Raw genomic sequence first — 22,688 nt, forward strand, 5'->3', positions numbered from 1 at the left:
AATCCATGGTTCGAAATATCCGAAGTGAATGACAAGGCCCGTCAATCGTATGGTGATTGACGGGCCCTGGTCGTATTGGACTTGACTGTACTTGGTACGGGCGTGACTCTCCGTCTTTTAGCCGTGGAATTCCACGCTGATCCAGGAGATGGCGGGAAGCGTTGCCGTGCAGGTGCCGGTGGCGTTCATCGCAATGTCGAGCGGTTGCGGCGTGACGGCTTCGGGCGCTTCGGCGGTGTTGGTGCGGTACGGATCGTCCTCATGCAACAGTTGCGCCTTGCCGAGCGCGAGCGTGCCGAGACCGGGCAGGCCGGGCAGCCCGGAAAGGTCGATGGTGAGCGTGTGCGGGGTGTTGGCGTCGCGGTTGACGGCAAGCAGCAGACCGGTGCGGGCCTGTTCATCCCACGTGACTACCGCGTCGATGGCCGGCACGTCGCCGTATGCCTCGGTATGGATGGTGGGGGAGCTGATGGCCGGAGCGTAGGCCTGGCCGCGCGCGTGAAGGGCGGCTTCGGCGAACGGGTAGAACGTGGTCTGCCGCCATGCCGGGCCGTGTTCCTCGGCCATGATGGGGGCGATGACGTTGACCAGCTGGGCGCGCGAGGCGGAACGCACGCGATCGCAGTGCTTGAGCAGGGTGATCATCAGGGAACCTTCGACCACCGCGTCGGCCGCGGTGTAGATGTCTTCCAGCAAATGTGGAGACTTGGGCCATGGCTCGTGGTGCAAACCCTGCGCGGCCTCCGCCTTCCACTGGTCTTCCTGCTCGTTCCACTTGTCCGAATACCATACGCCCCATTCGTCGAAGGACAGGGCGATGTCTTTGGTGCCGTTGTTGGCTTCTCGCGCCTGATCGGCCGCGTCCGAGACGGTGGCGATGAACTTGGTCATGTCTTCGGAAGAGGCCAGGAAGTCCTGCATGGAGGCGGCGGTCCGGGTTTTATGGCCGCGGTCGAAGTAGTAGGCATGGCAGGAGACGAAGTCGAGATTCTCGTAAGCCTTGGTGAGCACGGTCTTCTCCCACGTGCCGAAGGTCGGCATATAGGCACCCGAGGAACCGCAGGCCACGAGTTCGAGACCGGACTCGGCGAGCTTCATGGCGTGGGCCACCTTATCCACCGCGCCGGCATATTCTTCCGGGCTCATGTGGCCCACCTGCCACGGGCCGTCCATTTCGTTGCCGATGCACCACATCTTGATATCCATCGGCTCCTCGATGCCGTTGGCCACGCGCTGATCCGCCCAAGCGGTGCCGGGCGCGCCGTTGACATACTCGAGCTCGTCGAGCGCGGCTTTCAGCCCCCGGGTGCCCATGTTGACGGCAAGCATGATTTCGGTGCCGGCTTTCTGGCTCCAGCGGTAGAAGTCGTCGATGCCCATCTCGTTGGTTTCGGTGCAATGCCAGGCCAGGTCGCGGCGCACGGGGCGATTCTCGCGTGGACCGATGCCGTCTTCCCAGTTGTAGTTGGATACGAAATTGCCGCCGGGGTAGCGCACGCAGGTGACGCCCAGCTCCTTGACCAGGTCAAGCACGTCTTGGCGGAAGCCGTTTTCGTCGGCGGTGGGATGGCTGGGCTCGTAGATGCCGCCGTAGACGCAGCGGCCCAGATGTTCTACGAATGAGCCGAACAGACGCGGGGGAACGTCGGCTACCGGAGTGGCGTCGGCGTTGAGGGCGATGCTGGCGTCCGGCGTGGTTGCGTTGCCGGTTGTGGAGACGTTACTGGCCGTGGTGCCGGCGGCGGTCGGCGCCGGGCTGCTTTCCTGCTTGTCGGGATGGGTGGTTTCGGCGGAATACTGGCTGTTGTGAGTGGTCATGAGCGGGATGCATCTCCTTCGGTTTGCGGTTAGTCACCATGGTGCGACGTGTCGTGTTTGCGTAAACATAAAACATGTGGTACCGTTTCTTAAAACGATACAATACTTGGAACAAAACGCCAAGTCCCGTCGTTTCCCATAACAAGGAAGGAAAGAACGATGAAGTTCGGCAAGAAGACGATTGCCCTGATTGGTGCTGTGGCCATGCTCTCCTCTGTAGCTGCCTGCGGTTCCACCTCTGCCGGGGATAGCGGAAGCACCGGCTCCTCTGATAAGAAGATCGAGCTGACCGTGTGGTCCTGGGATTCCACACTGCCTCGTACGGTCAAGGGATTCGAGGCCAAGAACCCGAACATTAAGGTGAAGGTGACCAATGCCGGCACCAACAAGGACGAGTACAACGCACTGTCCAACGCCATCGAGGCCGGCTCCGGTGCTCCGGACATCGCCCAGATCGAATACTACGCACTGCCCGAATACGTGATTCGCGGCCACCTCGAGAACCTCTCCGATCTCGGCGCCTCCGATTTCAAGGACTTCTACACCCCGGGCACGTGGTCCTCGGTGAGCATCAATGACGGCGTCTACGCCCTGCCGATGGATTCCGGCCCGATGGCCTGGTTCTACAACAAGGACGTCTTCGACAAGGCCGGCGTCGATCCGACCCAGGTGCGCACGTGGGACGACTTCTACGAGGCCGCCAAGAAGATTCGCGCCGTGGACTCCTACATCACCTCCGATTCCGGTGACGCCGGCTTCTTCGACTCCATGACCTGGCTGGCCGGCGCGACCCCGTTCGAGACCTCCAAGGATGGCGAGACCGTGACCATCAACCTGACCGGTGACAAGAACGTCAAGACCTTCACCGACTTCTGGCAGAAGATGATCGACGAAGACCTCATCGACACCAAGACCGTCGGCTGGACCGACGATTGGAACAAGGGTCTGGATGACGGCTCCATCGCATCCCTGCTGACCGGCGCTTGGATGCCGTACAACCTGCTTTCCGGCGCTCCGAACGGTGACGGCAAGTGGCGCATCGCCCAGATGCCGACCGCAGACGGCTCCGAGACCAACTCCGAGAACGGTGGTTCCTCGCTGGTCATCGTGAAGTCCGACGACAAGGCCAAGGTCGCCGCCGCCTACAAGTTCATGGAATACGCCTGCCACGACGCCGAGGGCATTAAGACCCGTGTTGACGGCGGTGCCTTCCCGGCCGACAACGACACCCTCAAGTCCAACGACTTCCTCAACATGACCTCCCTGACCGACTCCGACGGCAAGGCCCACGAGTACTTCGGCGGTCAGAAGTTCAACGAGGAGCTGGCCAAGGCCGCAGCCAATGTGTCCACCGGCTACAAGTTCCTGCCCTTCGAGGTCTACGCTCGCGGCAAGTTCGGCGACTACGCCGGCGATGCCTACACCGGCAAGACCACGCTCTCCGATGCCGTGGCTTCCTGGCAGAAGGACCTGCAGGATTACGCCAAGCAGCAGGGCTACCAGGTGAAGTAACGGCAATCGCAGCAGACTTCCTCCTGTGGTTTCTGTAGCGGGAGGTTGCGATAACAGGATCGGGCACTCTTCGGGGCGCCCGATTTTCTTATGCCATGGGAGCAGTGGCGCGCGGATTGCGATACCAAGATGGCGTGTTGCCGAAGAATGTGTATAATAAAAGATGTTATCGCAACCATAGCTACAAAGTGGCGAAACAAAGCCGTTTTGTGACTACTGAACCATAGAGTGATGGTTCACGATAGCATGACGACGAGGAGAGTTGCCATGCTGTTGTGGTGACAATCACTGCAGACCGCCGAAAGGCGATCCAAGGAAGGAGAACAGAACGATGAAGTTCACCGTTGCTAAGAAGGCCATTGCACTTACCGGTGCGGTTGCCATGCTGGGTTCCGTTGCCGCCTGCGGTTCCGACACCGCCAGTGGCAAGCCGGCTCAAGATAAGGACGTTACCGAAATCACCGTGTGGGCTTGGGAGCCCACGCTGACCCAGGTTGCCAAGGACTTCACCAAGAAGACCGGCATCAAGGTCGATCTCAAGAACGTCGGCACCAACACCAAGGAATACACCCAGCTTGATAACGCCATCGAGGCTGGCTCCGGTGCTCCGGACGTCGCTCAGGTTGAGTACTACGCCATCCCGCAGTACGCCATCAAGGGCAACCTGCTGGACATCACCGACAAGACCTCCGGCTACTCCGACTTCTACACCCCTGGCCCGTGGGCTTCCGTGCAGTTCGCCGGCAAGGTCTACGGCCTGCCGATGGATTCCGGCCCAATGGCCTTCTTCTACAACAAGGAGGTCTTCGACAAGGCCGGTGTTGACGCCGAGCAGATCAAGACCTGGGATCAGTACTACGACGCCGCCAAGAAGATTCACGCTCTGGGCGACAACTACTACATCACCTCCGACACCGGTGACGCCGGCTTCTTCGACTCCATGACCTGGCTGGCCGGTGCAAAGCCGTTCCAGACCTCTTCCGATGGTTCCGAAGTCACCGTCAACCTGACCGAGGACAAGGGCGTCAAGACCTTCACCGACTTCTGGCAGAAGCTGCTGGACGAGGGCCTGCTCGACACCAAGACCGCTGGCTGGTCTGAGGACTGGTTCAAGGGCATGGTCGACGGCACCATCGCCTCCCTGTTCACTGGCGCTTGGATGCCTGCCAACCTGGCCAACTCCGCTGCTGACGGCGCTGGCAAGTGGCGTGTGACCCAGATGCCGACCGCTGACGGCTCCACCACCAACTCCGAGAACGGTGGTTCTTCGCTGGCTGTGCTCGCCTCCACCAAGAAGGCTGACGCTGCTTACCAGTTCATCGAGTACGCCAACCACGGCGACGGCGTGGCCACCCGTGTGGCCGGCGGTGCATTCCCGGCTGACAAGGCCTCCATGGAGTCCGACTCCTTCAAGAACACCACCACTGTGAAGAACGCCGATGGCGAGGACGTTGACTACTTCGGTGGTCAGAAGTACAACGAGGTTCTGGCTCAGGCTGCTGAGAACGTGTCCTCCGACTACCAGTTCCTGCCCTACGAGGTCAAGGCCCGCACCATCTTCGGCGACTACCTTGGCAAGTCCTACACCGGCGACCAGAAGCTGACTGACGGTATCGCCGCTTGGCAGAAGGCACTGCAGGATTACGGCAAGGATCAGGGCTTCACCGTGAAGTAAGCCTTGAACCCTCGCTGAGACTGCCTAGCTAATCTCACCTGATACACAAAGCCCCGTGACGAATCCCGTCACGGGGCTTTTACCGTTTTAAGCCCCGCCTAGTACACTCGTCACCATGCGAGTGATCGGACAGCGAATCAAAAGAATGGCAACCATAGCAGTGACTGCCATCCTTTCCGTATCCTTGGCCTCGTGCGGGCAGTCCACCACCGATAACCGCACGGAAATCAGCGTATGGAGCTGGGAACCGAGCATGGGCGAGGTCATCCGCCGTTTCGAAAAAGCCAATCCGGACATCCGCGTGAAATGGACCAACATCTCCGGCTATGGCAATCTCAACACCGCCATTCAGGACGGTTACGGCACGCCGGACGTGGCTCAAATCGAATACTATGCACTGTTGCAGTACGCGGTCTCCGGCCAATTGCTTGATCTGACCGACAAAATCGGCTCGGATTATTCCAACTTCTTTACCCTCGGCACATGGTCGTCCGTGCAGCTCGCCGGCCGTACCTACGGGCTGCCCATGGATTCGGGCCCGATGGGCTTCTTCTACAACGAAGACGTGTTCCGCCAAGCCGGCGTGGACGCCACCAAGATCAAGACTTGGGATGACTACTATGAGGCTGCCAAAAAGCTCAAGGAGATTGGCGTGTACATCGCCGCCGACTCGGGCGATGGCAGCTTTTACGATGCCATGGTCTGGCTCGCCGGCGGCCAGCCGTTCCACACGTCGGCCGACGGCAAAACCGTGACCATCGATTTGGATGAGGACGCCGGCACCCAACGGTTCACCGAATTCTGGCAGAAAATGATCGATGAGGGGCTTGTTGACACCACCTCCGCCACATGGTCCGACCGATGGAAGCGCCGTGTGGGCACCGGTACCATCGCCTCCGTGTTCTCTGGGGCCTGGATGCCGTCGCTGCTGCTGTCCAATGTGCCGGGCGCGGCCGGTCTGTGGCGCGTGGCTCCCATGCCCACCTATGATGGCCAGCCTGCCAACGCCGAAAATGGCGGCTCGGCGCTGACCGTGTTGCAATTGACCCGTAAGCCGGATGCGGCCTATCGTTTCGTGGACTTTGTGGCGCATGACGCCCAAGGCATTAGCGCGCGTGTAGACGGCGGTGCCTTTCCGGCCGATTACGCCACCCTGAATTCCGCTGATTTTCTGGATAAAACCACGATTACCAATGACCGTGGCATTGAAATCCCGTATTTCGGCGGGCAGAAGTTCAACCGGGTACTGTCGGAGGCCGCCGAGGATGTGTCGGTCGGATACCAGTATCTGCCATTCGAAGTGTATGCGCGCAGTGACTTCAAATCGACGGTGGGCCAGGCATACGAGTGGTCCGGCAGTTTCCACGCCTATCAGCAGCGACAGGAAGCCATTGAGATGGGCATGAAGGACGAGGAAGGCAACCCGCTCGAACCATTGGAGAAGCCCGGCAAGAAAGTCAGTCTCTCCGACGGCCTGGCCCAATGGCAGAAAGACCTCCGAGAATACGGCCTCAATCAGGGCTTTACGATTAAGTAGGGATTCGGGGTTGGGTCGGAATCGACCGCGCTATACGCGGCCGATTCCTGCATACTACGTCACTTCACATTGCGCGAGTAGATGTGCGCCATGCCCTTGAAAATCAAATCCGGGTCATACACGTCAATCAGCTCGGTGTCATTCTCAAACACTCGACCGAGGCCACCGGTGGTGATCACCTTGAAATCCTCGCCTCCGAGCTCTCTGCGGAACTGACGAATCGTGCGCTCCACACCGCCCAAGAACGTGTAATACAAACCGGCCTGCATGCAGGTCTTGGTGTTGGTGCCCAGAATCGTATCCGGTCGCGTAATTTCCACTTCCGGCAGCTGGGCCGTATCTCCCCACAGAGCGGCCGCACCGGCACGGATGCCGGTGGTGATGACGCCGGAATCGACCACGCCCTTGTCGCTCACGTGCGTGAACGTGGTGGCGGTGCCGAAATCAGCCACCAGCACTGGGCCGCCATACTCGTAATAGGCACCGGCGCAGTCGGCCAGAATATCCGCACCCAGCGATTTCGGATCGTCAACGCGCACGTTCATACCGGTCTTGATGCCCGGTCCCACCACCATCGGATCAATGTCGAGGAATTTGACGATGGACGAACGGAAGGAGTGCATCACTTTCGGCACCACCGAACAGATGATCACATCGTCCACATCGGATGGCTGAAAACCGCTCATTCTCAGGAATTCAGTCAGAAACAGCCCATACTCATCAGACGTATGGTTGGCTTTGGTGGTGATGCGGTAGGTGCCGGCGATGGCATCGCCATCCAAAAAGCCCAGCACGATGTTCGTATTGCCGATATCAACGGCGACCAGCATGATAACCCTCCAGATTCAAGATGGATTTCATGCGCAATTCTACAGTCCCATGGCTATGATGGCCTGCGGTGGTCGACCCAGCGTGGCGGCCAACCGTAGAACACAACATATACAGAGGAAGAACCATGTCTCAAGACAATGGTGCGCACGTCGAAGACGGCGCAACCACAGATGCGAGCCTTGCCTCGCGCGCAAAGAATCCGAAAAAAAGCGGCCCGAAGTGGTGGCTGATCTCACTGATTGCCGTCATCGTGGCAGTGGCGGTCGTCATCGGCGTCACGCTCGCTTTCGGCGGTAAGAAAGATGACAAGTCGGCTTCGTCCAGCAACCAATATGCCGACACCGTGACCATCGGCCTCAAACTGGCCCCCACCAATCTGGACATCCGCAACACCGCCGGCTCCGCGCTTGACCAGATCCTGATCGGCAACGTATACGAAGGCATCGTGGCACGTGACTCCAAGAACCAGGTCGCTCCCGCCATCGCCTCCAGCTGGGAGACGTCCAAGGACGGCCTGACCTACACCTTCCACCTCAATAAGAACATGACCTTCTTCAATGGCGACAAACTTGACGCCGAGGACGTGGCCTGGTCCATCAACGAGCTGATCGCTAAGGGCTACCACGACGCCGACGCGCTCGCCGCCGTCAGCAAGGTGGAGGCCAAGGACGCCGACACCGCGGTGATCACGCTCAAGACGCCGAACTCCAACCTGTTGTGGACCCTGACCGGTCGCGCAGGGCTCGTGTTCGACAAGGACGCCAAGTATGACCTGAAGACGCAGGCCGTCGGCTCCGGCCCCTACACCGTTGCCAAGTTCGTGGAAAACAGCTCGATCACGCTGAAGGCCAATGAGAAGTACTGGGGCAAGAACAAGGCCAAGACGCCCACCGTGGTCGTCAAGTATCTGGCCGACGACAACGCCGCGGTCAATGCGCTGAAGTCCGGTGACGTGCAGGTGCTCGCCCCGATTACCGAGAACCTCGCCGAACCGTTCAAGTCCGATTCCGCCAAGTACACGGTCAAAGCCGGCAACGGCACCGACAAGTTCGTGCTCGGCTTCAACAACGCTTCCGGTTCCAAACTGGCTGACAAGCGCATTCGCCAGGCCATCCGTTACGCCATTAACCACAAGGAGCTCATCGCCTCTCGCGGCGGTGCGGACAAGGCGCTCGGCGGCCCGATCCCGTCTCTCGACCCCGGCTACGAGGATCTGACGAATCTGTACCCGTATGATCAGAACAAGGCCAAGTCGCTCATGGCTGAAGCCGGCTATTCCACCGACAAGCCGCTTCAACTTACGCTGACCTACGCCAACATCTACGGCACCGAGCTCGGAGACCAGCTGCGCTCCCAGCTCAAGCCCATCGGCATCGACCTGAAGGTGAATGTGGTGGAGTTCTCCACGTGGCTGCAGGATGTGTACACCAACCACACCTTCGATATTTCGCTGGTGGACCACAACGAAAGCCACGACTTCGCATCGTGGACCAATCCGACATACTATTTCGGTTACGACAACAAGAATGTGACCAAGCTGTACAACGAGGGTGTTGCCGCCACCTCCGACAAGGAGCGTGATGCCAAGTTCGCCGCGGCCGCCAAGCTTGTCTCCGAGGATGCGCCGGCCGACTGGCTGTTCAACTACCGCATCACCACCGCCACGGCCAAGGGCGTTGAAGGATTCCCCTTCGACCTCAACCAGACCGTTCTGCCCCTCTACAACGTGACCTACACGAAGTAGTTCGTTACAGCAATGAGCTCCCTCAGTGAGGGGGCTCATTGTTAATCCAAGTAAAGTAGGCATTATGCGATTCGTGTTGAAACGGCTGGCGTTATTCGTGGTGGCGTTGTTCGGCCTGTCCGTGGTGGTTTTTGCAGCATTGCGCATTCTGCCTGGCGATGTGGCCTCCGTGATGGCCGGCGTCAACTCGCCGCCTGAGCGTGTGACCCAGCTACGCGAACAACTCGGTCTGGATCGGCCATTGATTGCACAATACTTCGATTGGATGAGTGCGCTGGCCCGTGGTGACTTCGGCACTTCAATCCTGACTGGTCGCTCCGTAACCTCCTTGGTAGGCGCACGTGCGTCCATCACCTTTCCCCTGATTATTCTTGCCCTGCTCATCGCCTTGGTCATCGGCTTGCCGCTGGGCTGTGCGGCGGTACTGGCCCGCAGCGCAACGGTGCGTGCGGTGTTTCATGTACTGGCTATTGTCGGCGGTGCCGTACCTGCGTTGTGGGGCGGTCTGCTGCTGATTCTGTTGTTCGGGCGCGGCGTAGGATTGCTTGATGTGTTTCCCTCGCAAGGGTTCCCGCTGGATGGTTGGGGCGCACCCGGTTCGGCGATATCAGCGTTGGTATTGCCGGCTGTATCGGTCGGCATCATCGTGGGAGCATCGCTTATGCGATACACGCGCGCGGCCTTAGGGGATTTAGCCAGTTCCGGCTACATCGATATGGCACGCTCGTGTGGCATGACGCGCACTCAGGCGGTGTTGCGTGTGGGATTGCGGTTGGCAACCCCGCAGCTGGTGTCTGTTATCGGGCTGACCTTCGCTTCGATGGTCACTGGCGTGATGGTCATCGAAAACCTGTTTGCGTTACCGGGCATCGGCAACGGTCTTGTGACCGACGTGGGCAACCGCGACCTGATTGCCGTGCAAAGCGAGCTGTTCCTGCTGGCCGCGTTCTTTTTGACTGTCGGCCTCGTGGTCGATTTGTTCCACCGCGTGCTCGACCCGCGTCTGAAAACCGCTACCGCCATTACGGAGGTGACCGCATGAGCAATGTTCGTCGTGCGACGACTGGTGGTCGACGGGCTGCCTTCGTCATCGTCCTGCACTCTATGTGGCGTCGTGCCGAGGGCAAATTCGCACTTATCGTGCTCGCTCTGTGGTTGCTCATTGCCATCGTTTCCCTGTTCTGGACCCCGCAATCGCTGTGGGCCACTGATGGCTACCATGTATGGGCCAAGCCGTCCGCCGAGCACTGGCTCGGCACTGACGGCACCGGCGCGGACGTGTTCAGCTGGCTGCTGGCCGGCTCACATACCAATCTTGTGATCGTGCTGCTGACCGTAGTGGCATCTATGGCTTGGGGGCTGCTGCTCATCGCGGCCATGGTGGCACGCAATGCGGCGCTCGCCAGTTCTTCGGTAGTGGTAGTTGATGCGTTGATTTCCGTTCCCACCGTGTTGATTGCGTTGATTCTGGCTGTGCCGTTGGGAGCGTCAATCGCGGTGATTGTGATCGCCTGCGGCTTCGGATATGGGTTGAATCTGGCTCGTGTGGCTCGCCCCGCAGCGTTGCTGGCGTCCCGCTCGTCATATGTGGAATCGGCCTTGGCCAATGGTGCCAGCGGGTGGCGTGTGCTCATAAGCCATGTTATGCCGAATATTCTGCCGGTATTGGCTGTGCAACTGTCATTGTCGGCGGGCACGGCGGTGTTGGCTGAGTCGGGGCTCACTTATCTCGGTATCGGTGTGCCGTCCGGTGTGCCGAGCTGGGGGCATTCTCTGGCCACTTCGGTCAAACTCATCAACGTGTTCCCATTAACCGTGGTGTGGCCCGGCCTGATCGTCACGGTTGTGGTTGTGGCGCTGAATATTTTTGGTGATGTGCTGCGCGATGCCATCGATCCGGTCACCAACCCCGCATTACGTGAAATAGGAGGCGAACGATGAGCGTCGATGTTCGCGGGCTGAAAATCACGATTGGCGGCAAACCAATCGTCTCTGATGCGGATATGACCATTGCCGACGGTGAACGAGTCGGCTTGATCGGTTCTTCAGGCTCCGGAAAATCTATGATTGCCAAGGCGATGCTGGGGTTGCTGCCCCTGACCGCTGTGACTAATGGGTCGATTGATATGGGCGGCACGGAAATTATCGGAGCTTCCGAACGTGCGCTTGCCGACCTGCGCGGCCGGTATGTGGGTGCGGTGTTCCAGAATCCGGCTGCCTCACTGAACCCGGTGATGACCGTGGCGCAGCAGATCGCCTTGCCATTGCGGTTGCACTATGATCTGACCAAGGCCGAACGAGCCGACCGAGTGAATGCCTTGTTGAGCAAGGTCGGGCTGGATCTCGATATGGCCGGCAAATACCCGCACGAACTGTCCGGCGGCCAACAGCAGCGCGTGGGCATCGCCACGGCGCTGATCACCTCACCGCGATTCATCATCGCGGACGAACCCACCACCGCACTCGACTCCATCACGCAACGCCAGATCGTGGACCTGCTGACCTCGCTGGTGGACGACGCCGGTGCCTCCATGCTGTTCATCACCCACGATTTCTCCGTACTCGCGCGTGCCACCACCCGCTGCTACGTGCTGGACGCCGGCCGCATCGTCGAATCCGGACCCACCGCCGACCTGCTCGCCGCGCCGACCACACCACAAGCCCAGCGCCTGGTCGCCGCCGCCCAAACCCTCACCCTCCACACCCCCAAGGAGGATTCGCATGAGTAACAGCAGTGTGCCGCTCCTCTCCGCCCACTCCATCACCAAATCCTTCGGCCCGCGCACCGCACGCCACCAAGTCCTCTTCGACGTCTCCGCCGACGTCCACGCCGGCGAATGTCTGGCCGTGATCGGCGGCTCCGGATCCGGCAAATCCACGCTGACCCGCATTATGCTGGGCTTGGAATCCGCGGACTCCGGCAGCGTGGAATACGAGAGCCAATCCATTGTCGGCGGCCGAAAATCGCCGGGATTCGCGGCCCTGCGCCGCGAATCGGGACTGGTGTTCCAGGACCCGTTCTCCTCGCTCGACCCACGTTGGCGAGTCGCCAAATCAGTGGCTGAACCGCTGAGTCTGCAACGGCGTGACCTGAACAACACCGATATCGACGAGCGAGTGGCCGCGGCTCTGACCATGGCAGGCCTTGAACCGGCAGACTTCCTGAACCGGTACCCAATCGACCTGTCCGGCGGCCAGGCGCAGCGCGTGGTCATCGCCCGCGCTATCATCAACGAGCCCAAAGTGATCCTCGCCGATGAGCCGATGAGCGCCATCGACGTGGCCGCGCGCATTCAGATCCTCGACACCTTCGCCGCCATCCGCGCGGCCCGGCCGAGCACCGCCATCATCATGGTCTCCCACGATCTCGGCGTGGTACAGCACATCGCCGACCGCATCCTCGTGCTCCATGACGGGCGTCTCGAAGAGACGGGTTCCACCGCTGAAGTGCTCGGCAACCCCCAATCCGATTACACCCGTCAGCTCATCGAGGCAGCCTCGTTATAGACCTTTTTTGGCTCCCTCTCTGAGGGGAGCTGTCGAACGCAGTGAGGCTGAGGGGAGTTACGGGTGCCGTCGTATTCCCCTCAGTCCGCTTCGCGGCCAGCTCCCCTCAGGGAGGGGAGCCGAGGCCGCCGGCGACACGCGCTTGTCGCGGGTTGTGCTATGGTGTGAGACATGCAGATTATCTCATGTTGTTGTCGCTAACCGACGCCCCTGGGCGAGCGGTCAGTGACGCATAACTTGAGATAGAGCATTCGAATCGCGGCAAATCTGTCGCATGAATTTTCATGAAATCGATGGCACGAGCGTAACCGTGTAACGCGCGAGTCGTGGTTAACATGAAAAACCGATTCACTTTCCGGCTTCACCGTACAGTGAGCGGGGATACTCGATTTCAAACTAAAGCCACAGTCCATTCGTCTGGGAACGTCGGTTCACGAACGCAACGCAGCAAAACCCCACAACCCCAGCAACGAAGGACTTCACATGACCATCCACAACAGCCTCGCAGAACTCATCGGCAACACCCCGCTCGTCAAGCTCAACCACATCCCGCAGGCGGCCGGCGTCAAAGCCACCATCGCCGTCAAAGTCGAATACTTCAACCCCGGCGGCTCCTCCAAGGACCGCATCGCCGAGCGCATCATCGACGCCGCCGAACAGTCCGGCCAGCTGAAGCCCGGCGGCGTGATCGTCGAGCCCACCTCGGGCAACACCGGCGTCGGCCTGGCCCTGGTCGCCCAGCAGCGCGGCTACCGCACGATTTTCACCCTGCCGGACAAGGTTTCCGAATCCAAGCGCGCGGTGCTGCGCGCCTACGGTGCCGAAGTCATCGTCACACCGACCGACGCCGGCCCGGACGACCCGCGCTCCTACTACCAGGTCGCCGAACGACTGGCCAACACGATTCCCGGCGGCTTCCGCCCGAACCAGTACGACAACCCGAACGGCCCGCTGAGCCACTACTACACCACCGGCCCCGAGATCTGGGAGGCTACGGACCACAAGGTCACGCACTTCGTGGCCGGCATTGGCACCGGCGGCACCATCTCCGGCACCGGCAAGTACCTCAAGGAAGCCTCCAACGGCGCGGTCAAGGTCATCGGCTCCGACCCGGAAGGCTCCATCTACTCCGCTTCCTCACGCGACGAAGTCCACCAGTACGACATCGAGGGCGTGGGGGAGGACTTCTACCCCAAGGCTTTCGACCGGAACATCACCGACGACATCGTGCGCGTATCCGACGCCGAAGCCTTTGAAATGACCCGCCGTCTGGCCGGCGAGGAGGCGTTGCTGGTCGGCGGCTCGTCCGGCATGGCCGTGGCCAGCGCCATCAAGTACGCGCTTGCCAATGATTTGGACGAGAACCAGATTGTGGTGGTGCTCGCCCCTGATTCCGGCCGCAGTTATCTGGAGAAGATCTTCAATGACGACTGGATGCGTGCCAACGGCTACGGTGACATCGTGGAACGCACCAGCAAGCCCTCCCTCGCCGAGCAGTACCTTAACGGAACTCCCTCTGATGAGGGAGCTGCGGATGGACTCCATAACTAGCTATCAAAAGAATCAATACCAACATCCGCACTAACTAACCGCACCTGTTTTACCTTCGAATACGGAACAATCCCGAAAGGAACCCAATATCATGTCCGCTGAATACAACGCCAAGTTCGCCAACACCGACATCGCCACTCGCGCCATCCACGCCGGCCAGGAGCCCGACCCGACCACCGGTGCGGTCGTCACGCCGATCTTCGCCACCTCCACTTTCAAGCAGGATGGCGTGTTGGGCCTCAGGGGAGGCCACGACTACTCTCGCTCCATCAACCCCACTCGCACCAGCTTCGACGAGCAGCTCGCCGCCGTGGAAGGCGGCAAGTACGCGCTGAGCTTCTCCTCGGGCTTGGCCGCCATCGACGTGCTGCTGCGCTCCACCATCAAGCCCGGCGACAACATCCTGCTCGGCAACGATGTATACGGTGGCACCTACCGCCTGCTCTCCAAGGTGTTCGTGCCGTGGGGTGTGGGCCTCGACGTGGTGGACATCACCGATCTGAAAGCCGTGGAAACCGCATTGGCCTCCAAGCACTACCAGTATGTGTGGGTCGAGACCCCGTCCAACCCGCTGCTCAACATCACCGACATCGCGGCCACCGCCGAAGTCGCCCACAAGTACGGCACCAAGGTCGCGGTCGACAACACCTTCGCCTCGCCCGCCCTTCAGCACCCGCTGGCCGATGGCGCCGATGTGGTGGTCTACTCCACCACCAAGTACATCGGCGGCCACTCCGACGTGGTCGGCGGTGCCGTGGTGGTCAACGACGAGGAGACCCGTGAGAAGGTCGCCTTCCTGCAGAACGCCGCCGGCGCAGTGCCCTCCCCGTTCGACTCCTGGCTGGACATCCGCGGCCTGAAGACCCTGGATCTGCGCGTCAAGCGCCACAGTGCCAACGCCCTGAAGGTGGCCGAATGGCTCGAATCCCAGCCCTCTGATGTGATTGAGCGCGTCTGGTACCCGGGCCTCGAGTCCCACCCGGGTCATGAAATCGCCGCCCGCCAGATGCACGGCGGCTTCGGCGGCATCGTCTCCGTGCAGCTCGCGGCCGGTGCCGAGGCGGCCAAGCACTTCGTGGACCACACGCAGATCTTCACACTGGCCGAATCGCTCGGCGGTGTGGAAAGCCTCATCGAGGTGCCCGCCGCCATGACCCACGCCTCCGTGGCCGGCACCACCCTGCAGGTGCCCGCCAATCTGGTGCGTATTTCGGTCGGTATCGAGAACGCCGACGACCTTATCGCCGATCTCAAGCAGGCGTTGGATCGTATCTGACCGTACTGACGGTACTGGTGGCACCGTATTGACGGTGCCACCACGCTTATCGGCGGACTCGCTATCGATTGGTACCTACAAAAAATCCCCGGCCCACAAGGGTCGGGGATTTTCCGTTATCGATTAAACATGGATCGAATCAGCTGGCGTTGCCGCCCTGCCATCCGGTGGCATCCGCACCAGCCGGGCGCAACGCCTGACCGGAAGTCGGTGTGGTGCCATCAACGACCACACGAGTGCCGATGGTGGCAAAGTCGTACATCCACTTGGCGTCGGCCACCTGCATGTTGATGCAGCCGTGCGAGCCTGGGATACCCTGCTGCACATAGATGGGGTGCTCGCCCCACATGTATGCAGGAACACCGTGCAGGGCCTCGCCGCCGTTATAGTAGGAAATCCACGGCGTGCCTGGCTGGTTGTAGCCTTCGCCAACCATGGTCTGCGATTCGTACTTGAGATACACGTAGAACGTGCCGGTATCGGACAGCATGGAACCATCGGCGGTGGGCTTGCCAGAAGCGATGTTGAACTTCCTGACCACCGTGGTGCCCTGATATGCAGTGGCAGTCTGGTTCGTCAGATCAACATGAACCCACTTATCGCCATTTGCCGTATCGAAGTTATGAGGCACCTCGACCTGCTTGACATCATATGGGCTGTCTTTCACAGCCACAGTGGAATCAGTGGACTGGTTCTGCTCGATGGCGGTAGCCAGACGTTCGGGGGCGTCCCCGGCACCAGTCACTTCAATACCATCCACACCGAGTGTCTTATCGGCACCAATTTCCACGCCGCCTTCGTCTTTCGGCGTGATGTAGACCTCGCGTGTCACCTTGGGAACAGTCAGTTCTTTGGTTACGCTGTCACTGGTGACGTACTTGGTGATGGCATCGCGGTCGACTACCAGACTCATGGTGCCACCCGCCTTATTCACCGTGGGCTTGAGGAATGAGGCAATGGTATCGGCCGGGATGGTGACGCTCTTGTTCACGCCGTTGTCCACGGTCAGTTTGAGTCCAAGCTTGGCATTGGCGTCAAACTGTGTTTGCTGTGCGCTCGCGTCATCAATCGGATTCTTTGCAGTCTGTAGCTTGACCGGCACCGTCGCATTTTCGCCCGGGGTCGCGACGGCCTCCTTGACTGCAGCATTGACAACATTGATATCCGGACCCTTGCCATCCTGACCCGCGGTGTAATCGAACTGCTTGGTGCTCTTGTTGTAGACAACGGTGGCAATCTGCGCTCGGTCGGCCTCATCGACCAGGCCGGCGGTGACGAATTGTTCGGCAGTCTCTTTGTCCCTGGTGGCGGTCAGAGCGATATGCGGCTGATCGAAAATATTGAGCTTGGCCACGTCGCCGGTCTTCGCGTTCAACAGCGCATCTACGGTTTTATCCGTGTCGACGGTGACGCCAAGGTCCTTCAGCGAGGCTTTGACGCTGTTGCCTTCGGCGGTGAACGTCACTGTGGTGTTATTCAGCTGCTGCTTCACAGTATTCGCAAGTTCTTCGCGGGTCTGGCCCATGACAGAGACATTGCCCAAATGAACACCGGGCGCAGCCTTGTCTTGGAAGTACCAACGTCCGACGAAGAAATAGGCTATTAATGCGGCAAGCAACACTGCAAATATGGTTATGATGGCAATCCGTGCGGCCTTGCCATGTGATTTAGCGGTGGTAGATGCCATGACATGTTCACCCACATAGGCTGTATTGTCGGCATGGTTATTGGTGCCATTGTCGCTTTGCTGTGGCGTGGCGGTACCTGTGGCCGCGGCTGCGAACAGCCCATCGGCGGCCACAGGCTGCAGCACCGCCGTCTCCTGATCGTCAGGAGAGGAGAAGGAAAATGTATCGTTGGCCATAAAATGCCCCGTCTTAGTTCTCTCAAAGCGGCATATCGTGTGATATGCCGGGAATAGCGTTCCTCGACGCATAATAATACGGAAGGGCTACGTACATCGTTACGAGGTATTCCGTTATACGATGAAATCCATCCGCGGTCGGCTTACACTGGTCGTTTATGACAGCACATCAGGCGGCGCTGGAGGCGCTCACACGATACTTCGGCTATGACTCGTTTAGGCCCGGACAGCAAGGAATTGTCGAGGCTTTGCTTGCCGGACGCGATGTCTTGGGCGTGATGCCCACCGGCGCAGGCAAGTCCGTGTGCTACCAGATTCCCGCCGCGCTCAGCCCGGGTGCGACTTTGGTCATATCTCCCTTGATTTCCCTGATGCGCGACCAGGTCGATGCGCTGAACGACCTCGGTCTGCCGGCCGCGTTCATCAACACCACTCAAACTCCCGACGAGCAGGCGATGGTGTTCGCCCAAGCCGCCGCCGGGCAGATCAAACTGCTGTACGTGGCCCCGGAACGCTTGGAAACCGGGCGATTCCGCGACTTTGCCGCCCGTACGCCGATCTCGCTGATCGCCGTGGACGAAGCCCACTGCGTCTCCCAGTGGGGTCAGGACTTCCGCTCGTCGTACTTAGGCATCGGCGATTTCATCGCCGGGCTGCCGCAGCGTCCACCGGTGGGTGCGTTCACCGCCACCGCCACCGAACGGGTGCGTCGGGACATCGTGGGACTGCTGGGATTGCGGAATCCGGCCGTCACCGTCACCGGATTCGACCGGCCGAACCTGTATTTTGATGTGGTCAAACTGGAGACCAAATACAAGGCCGCATGGGTGGCGCGGTATGTGGCCGACCATCCGGACGAATCCGGCATCGTCTACTGCGCCACCCGCAAGACCACCGAAGCGCTCGCCGACACGCTGAACCAGATGGGGCATCCGGCCGTCGCCTACCATGGCGGCATGTCGCCGGACGCGCGTGAGGTGGCCCAGCGCGACTTCATCACCGACAAGGTGCCGGTGGTCGTAGCCACCAACGCCTTCGGCATGGGCATCGATAAGTCCAACGTGCGTTACGTCATCCACCACAATCTACCCGAATCCATTGAAGCCTACTATCAGGAGGCCGGCCGCGCGGGCCGTGACGGCGAGCCCAGCCGATGCACGCTGCTGTGGAATGAGTCAGACATCGTCACCCGGCGTCGGTTGCTGGATAACGATTATGAGAACGAGCGATTGACTCCCGAAGAGCAGGAGATCGTTCGCCAGTCCAAGCGCCGGCTGCTGGACGGTATGGTCGGCTACTGCCGCACCACCGACTGCCTGCACCGGTATATGACCCGGTATTTCGGTCAGGAATTGTCGCCGAATGCTGGTTCCGCGGCGGGTGAAGACATTGCGGCGGACTCTTCGCAGTCCGGCAGATGCGGTGCCTGCTCGAACTGCGAAAGCACGTTCGAGACCATCGACGTGACCCGCGTGGCGCAGGCGATCAGCCGTTGCGTGCATGACGTGGGGCAGCGCGTCGGTTCCGGCAAGATCGTCAAGATCCTGCGCGGTTCGCGGGCACAGGATCTGGCATGGCTGAACCCGGAGCGGATGCCCACCTTCGGCATGCTCAAGGACGTGAACGAAGCTCGCGTGCGCGACGTGTTGAGCCAGATGGCCACGGACGGGTACCTGTCAATCGCCGAAGGGCGTATGCCAATCGTCATGTTCGGTGCGCGGGCGGCCGAAACCGCCGCTCCCGACTTCCACTATGAGATCAAACGGGTGGAACGCAAGTCGGCGGCGGCCGGTTCCGGTCGGAGCGGGGGAGTGGCTGATACTGCCGATTCCGCCAATGTTCCCGGCGATGCGCTGGGCTCGTATATCCCAGACGATGACGAGGAATCGCTGTTCCAGAAGCTACGCGAACTGCGACGCACCATCGCCCAGGAAATCGGCAAGCCGCCGTACATCGTGTTCTCCGACAAGACCTTGCGCGACATGGCCCGCATCAAGCCGGTTACCAACGCGCAATTTCTGGCGGTCAACGGCGTCGGTCAACACAAGCTCGACCTCTACGGCCAGCGCTTCATGCAAACCATCGCCTCGTTCAATGCCGGGAGTGCGTCATAACAATCTCCTATAGCGAACCGCGGAGTATTTGCGGGCGTTCTTGGGCTGGCGCGACTACGATGACTGTTCGATACTTCATGACCGAACACTCAGCAAGTAGAAAGGCAACAGCATGGCAGAAGACAAGGCCGAAAAGCCCGTCGTCGAATCATTCCAGCTTGATCACACCAAAGTCAAGGCGCCGTACGTGCGTTACATCGACACTGAAACGGGCCCTCACGGCGACGTGATCTCCAATTACGATCTGCGCCTGACCCAGCCGAACGAGCAGGCCATCCCCACCGGCGGCCTGCACACCATCGAACACACCATCGCCGTGCTGCTGCGTGAACGCATTCCCGGCTACATCGACTGCTCGCCGTTCGGCTGCCGCACCGGCTTCCACCTGCTGACCTGGGGCACCCACTCCACCGAGGATGTGGCCAAGGCGTTGAAGGAATCGTTGGAGTTCATCGCATACAAGGCCACATGGGATGACGTGCCCGCCACCACCGAGAAGAGCTGCGGCAACTATCGCGACCACAGCCTGTTCGCCGCCAAGGAATGGGCCAAGCAGATCCTTGAGGAAGGCATCAGCTCCGACCCGTTCGAGCGCAAGGTCGTCTGATCGCAAGCCAATCGGCATGGAAGAACCCCGCCCCCGCATACCACGCGGACGGGGTTTCTTTGTGCCTATGTTTGTGCCTATGGCATGGTAGGTTTGCCGTCAGTTAATCGTTGGCCGCTGCACATCGGTAGCTTGGCATGTTGGAGAGGTGGAAGTGACTCAGTCGAACGCTGCAAACAAGGCGACAGGCCGCCGTTTCCGCCACGCCACCATGCGCGATCTGCCGCAGATGCAGAAAATCTACGCACGCGCACGCGCGTTGATGGCCGCCAACGGCAACCCCACCCAGTGGGGCAACGAATTTCCGCGTGAATCGATGATTGAGGACGACATCGCCAACCAGCGTACGATGCTGCTGGTCGACACCTGCAATGGCCACGAACGCATTCTGGCCCAGTTCGCCCTGTGCCCGGGCGAGGATCCGACCTACGCCAAAATCGACGGCGCCTGGCTGGACAACGACGCCTATGTGACCATCCACCGCATCGCCGCATCCGGTCTGGTGCGCCACGCGGCCCGCGACTGTATCAGGTGGGCCCTGAAGCACTACGGCAACGTGCGCGCCGACACCCACCCCAATAACAAGGCCATGCAGCACGTGCTCGAAAGCTCCGGCTTCGCCCGTTGCGGCCTGATCCAGCTGCTCGACCGGCCGGTCGACACCACCAGAATCGCCTATCAGCGCCACGAGTGGTGAGTGTGGCTGCCGGCTGATGTGCTCGTTTCTGCACCGTCATCGGTTTCTGACGGTAGAATCAGTGTGTGAGAAGAACACGTTGGGTCGGGGGCGTCGTGACGGTGCTTGCGGCTGTCATGCTGTCGTCGTGCGGCGGCGTCCAGTCGAATCCCGGGTAACACACCGTTGCCAATCCATTCACCGCGCAGGTGAATGGAGAAGACATGGCGATGCCTGTCGGCCGATGGAGCCCCATCGGCCGACAGGCATCGAGGAAGTCACCGTGGCCGGCGGAACGCGCGGTCGCCGATTGGGGCGAATGGCTTGTGTGGTTCGCTTTGGTACCAGTAGGCGACCGTGGCCACGTCGTCCTGTCGTTCGAAGTTGCCGGCTTCCTCGGTGCCGATCTGCTGCCATTCGACGCGCAGGTCTCGCTCGAAGTAGATCGGGTCGGGGATGTGCCAACGGTATAGGCCGCGGGTCACGGGGGTGGCAGTGTCCCAGTAGGCGCTTTCGCGTCCGGCGAGGTTCTGCGAGTAGAACGGGAAGCCGAGGTATGGGCCGGTGAAGGTGCGCTCGTGCATGCGGCCGTGTTCGTCGAATTCGGCGAAGCTCCAGGCACCGCCGAAGTAGTCCTCGGCGCCGGTGCTGCACCAGGTGGGGTATTTGCCGTCGCCGTCGATGTAGAACTTGAATTCGCCTTCGCCCCACCAGCGGCTTTCGAGCGCGGTGAGCGCCAGGTAGGTGCCGACGTAGGTGCCGTGTCCTTCGACGCCATCGAGCACCACGTAGTCGTGGGCGAGTTCGGTGACGCGTTGGCGGCGCCACTGCGCGTGGAAGCGCATCGTGTCGGCCGGCAGCTGGTCGTATTCGGTGTAGTCGATTTGGTAGAAGAACGCGGGCACGTCCTCGTTGTGGTCGTTGCGCAGCACGATGCGCGCGTGTTCGAACGGCATGGCGAAGTAGCAGTTGAAGCCCCGGTTCGGGTTGACCATGACGGGAATTGAGTTGATGGTGCAGGACTGGGCGTGTCCGCAGCAGAAGAAGTCGCCGATCGGGCATTGCACCGAGGGGGAGTCCTCGCCGTCCCAGTAGAATTCCAGGATCAGGTTGCGTAGCACGTCGGGGCCGGTGGGGGAGGTGCGGTCGGTTACCGTCATCCAGATGTGACGGATCACGCCGGGGCCCTCGACATCCATCAAAGTCACCGATTCCCCGGACCTCACCGTGCTGATGCAGGGGCTTCCCTTGCGGGAGGGGCCCAACGCGCTGGCCGCCATGGCCGCGCGGCCCTTGCCGCCGTCCGGGTTTTCGGCGTTGATGCAGCGGGTGCGGCCGGGTGCCCTCATGGCCACGGCATCCAAGGCGCCTTGTCCGAGCCCCGGCGCGGGGTTCGCTGTGGTGAATGCGTCGAGCATGATGCTTACTTCCTTTCCTGTCGCAGGCCCGGCCCGCCACGGCGTTTTGTCTGGGGCGGGCTGGGCTGCTGGGGGGGTGTTATTTCACGGCACCGGCGGTGATGCCCTGGGAGAGCTTGCGCTGGGGTAGTGCCCGATATCTTGCGCACTTTGGTCTTCGCCCGTCCCTGTGGCGATGATCGGTTCGCTTCCCGTACAGTCTCACCGAGTCTTGACATGTCGAGGTAGCGGCGCGTCGACCACTCGTTCGACGTGACATAGCGCACGCGTGCGCAGACGAGCATCAACGCGCTGCGTTCGTCGGGGAAGCTGCCGACCATGCGCGTGCGCCGTCTGACCTCGCGGTTGCGGGGGTGACCCTGGCGAGGACGTTGCGTTCGAAGTGCACCATGCACCGCTGGTAGCGGGCATCGCGTTCAAGGTCTCCTTGACGCTCTTGCGGACCATACGGTCCAGGGTGGTCTCCGACATGGCCTCATATCGCAAAAACCGTACGCTGAAAGTAACTCAGCGTACGGTTTTCACGAAAGCAGCCATCGGCTATCGGTCAGCCGATAG

General features: G+C 60.6%; 17 protein-coding genes and 1 pseudogene. 13 read left to right on the top strand and 5 right to left on the bottom strand.

Annotated features, from left to right (window positions below; genetic code table 11):
- Positions 1 to 117: 117 nt before the first annotated feature.
- A complete protein-coding gene (locus AB5287_RS02845) occupies positions 118 to 1,818 on the bottom strand; it encodes an alpha-N-arabinofuranosidase (protein WP_023658124.1) in 1,701 nt (566 codons plus the stop codon).
- Between the two features lie 159 nt (positions 1,819 to 1,977).
- On the opposite strand from AB5287_RS02845, the gene AB5287_RS02850 reads away from it, so the two are divergent.
- From AB5287_RS02850 to AB5287_RS02860, 3 genes are all read left to right on the top strand, one after another.
- Positions 1,978 to 3,330, top strand: a complete 1,353-nt coding sequence (locus tag AB5287_RS02850; protein ID WP_060662088.1) for an ABC transporter substrate-binding protein — start codon at positions 1,978 to 1,980, stop codon at positions 3,328 to 3,330.
- Positions 3,331 to 3,661: 331 nt separating this feature from the next.
- Entirely contained in the window at positions 3,662 to 5,005 is a 1,344-nt protein-coding gene (locus tag AB5287_RS02855) for a sugar ABC transporter substrate-binding protein (RefSeq protein ID WP_007053697.1), read from the top strand.
- Between the two features lie 115 nt (positions 5,006 to 5,120).
- Positions 5,121 to 6,542, top strand: coding sequence for an ABC transporter substrate-binding protein (locus AB5287_RS02860; RefSeq protein ID WP_171022658.1), 1,422 nt, complete (start codon positions 5,121 to 5,123; stop codon positions 6,540 to 6,542).
- A 59-nt stretch (positions 6,543 to 6,601) separates the two neighbouring features.
- On the opposite strand, the gene AB5287_RS02865 is transcribed toward AB5287_RS02860, so the two are convergent.
- Complete coding sequence (locus tag AB5287_RS02865; protein WP_008783138.1) at positions 6,602 to 7,372, bottom strand: type III pantothenate kinase; 771 nt, start codon at positions 7,370 to 7,372, stop codon at positions 6,602 to 6,604.
- Positions 7,373 to 7,497: 125 nt separating this feature from the next.
- Here AB5287_RS02865 and AB5287_RS02870 point away from each other — a divergent pair, with 125 nt between their 5' ends.
- The 7 genes from AB5287_RS02870 (at position 7,498) to AB5287_RS02900 (ending at position 15,451) form a co-directional block, all read left to right on the top strand.
- The gene (locus tag AB5287_RS02870; RefSeq protein ID WP_161389039.1) at positions 7,498 to 9,117 is read left to right on the top strand and encodes an ABC transporter substrate-binding protein; all 1,620 of its coding nucleotides are present in this window, start codon (positions 7,498 to 7,500) and stop codon (positions 9,115 to 9,117) included.
- Positions 9,118 to 9,181: 64 nt separating this feature from the next.
- Positions 9,182 to 10,159, top strand: a complete 978-nt coding sequence (locus tag AB5287_RS02875; protein WP_015512341.1) for an ABC transporter permease — start codon at positions 9,182 to 9,184, stop codon at positions 10,157 to 10,159.
- Positions 10,156 to 11,058, top strand: a complete 903-nt coding sequence (locus tag AB5287_RS02880; protein ID WP_007056422.1) for an ABC transporter permease — start codon at positions 10,156 to 10,158, stop codon at positions 11,056 to 11,058. Before AB5287_RS02875 ends, AB5287_RS02880 begins: the two co-directional genes overlap by 4 nt.
- Positions 11,055 to 11,846 carry an ABC transporter ATP-binding protein gene (locus AB5287_RS02885; protein WP_007053692.1) on the top strand — a complete coding sequence of 264 codons (792 nt, stop codon included), beginning with the start codon at positions 11,055 to 11,057 and terminating at the stop codon, positions 11,844 to 11,846. The genes AB5287_RS02880 and AB5287_RS02885 overlap by 4 nt, the downstream gene beginning before the upstream one ends.
- Positions 11,839 to 12,624, top strand: a complete 786-nt coding sequence (locus AB5287_RS02890) for an ABC transporter ATP-binding protein (RefSeq protein ID WP_008783136.1) — start codon at positions 11,839 to 11,841, stop codon at positions 12,622 to 12,624. The genes AB5287_RS02885 and AB5287_RS02890 overlap by 8 nt, the downstream gene beginning before the upstream one ends.
- Before the next feature lie 483 nt (positions 12,625 to 13,107).
- Positions 13,108 to 14,175 carry a pyridoxal-phosphate dependent enzyme gene (locus AB5287_RS02895; RefSeq protein ID WP_007056441.1) on the top strand — a complete coding sequence of 356 codons (1,068 nt, stop codon included), beginning with the start codon at positions 13,108 to 13,110 and terminating at the stop codon, positions 14,173 to 14,175.
- A gap of 91 nt (positions 14,176 to 14,266) precedes the next feature.
- Positions 14,267 to 15,451 carry a cystathionine gamma-synthase gene (locus tag AB5287_RS02900; RefSeq protein ID WP_007051266.1) on the top strand — a complete coding sequence of 395 codons (1,185 nt, stop codon included), beginning with the start codon at positions 14,267 to 14,269 and terminating at the stop codon, positions 15,449 to 15,451.
- A 139-nt stretch (positions 15,452 to 15,590) separates the two neighbouring features.
- Here the strand turns inward: AB5287_RS02900 and AB5287_RS02905 are convergent, their stop codons facing one another.
- On the bottom strand, positions 15,591 to 17,315 hold the full coding sequence (locus AB5287_RS02905; RefSeq protein WP_197308510.1) for a L,D-transpeptidase: 1,725 nt from the start codon (positions 17,313 to 17,315) through the stop codon (positions 15,591 to 15,593).
- Between the two features lie 158 nt (positions 17,316 to 17,473).
- Between AB5287_RS02905 and recQ the strand changes: the two genes are divergently transcribed.
- From recQ to AB5287_RS02920, 3 genes are all read left to right on the top strand, one after another.
- Complete coding sequence (gene recQ, locus AB5287_RS02910) at positions 17,474 to 19,429, top strand: DNA helicase RecQ (RefSeq protein ID WP_368220611.1); 1,956 nt, start codon at positions 17,474 to 17,476, stop codon at positions 19,427 to 19,429.
- Positions 19,430 to 19,541: 112 nt separating this feature from the next.
- Positions 19,542 to 20,036 (top strand): S-ribosylhomocysteine lyase, encoded by a 495-nt coding sequence (locus AB5287_RS02915; protein ID WP_007053686.1) that lies wholly within the window; start codon positions 19,542 to 19,544, stop codon positions 20,034 to 20,036.
- 154 nt (positions 20,037 to 20,190) lie between these two features.
- Positions 20,191 to 20,733, top strand: a complete 543-nt coding sequence (locus tag AB5287_RS02920; RefSeq protein WP_007051262.1) for a histone acetyltransferase — start codon at positions 20,191 to 20,193, stop codon at positions 20,731 to 20,733.
- Between the two features lie 257 nt (positions 20,734 to 20,990).
- Here AB5287_RS02920 and AB5287_RS02925 read toward each other — a convergent pair whose 3' ends face one another.
- The gene (locus tag AB5287_RS02925) at positions 20,991 to 22,130 is read right to left on the bottom strand and encodes a glycoside hydrolase family 172 protein (protein WP_095346194.1); all 1,140 of its coding nucleotides are present in this window, start codon (positions 22,128 to 22,130) and stop codon (positions 20,991 to 20,993) included.
- A gap of 182 nt (positions 22,131 to 22,312) precedes the next feature.
- Positions 22,313 to 22,477, bottom strand: a pseudogene (locus tag AB5287_RS02930) (IS256 family transposase); the annotation flags it as partial.
- Between the last annotated feature and the right edge of the window lie 211 nt (positions 22,478 to 22,688).

Source organism: Bifidobacterium sp. RTP21102st3_E2_RTP21102_210122, from assembly GCF_040916945.1.
GTDB lineage: Bacteria > Actinomycetota > Actinomycetes > Actinomycetales > Bifidobacteriaceae > Bifidobacterium > Bifidobacterium longum.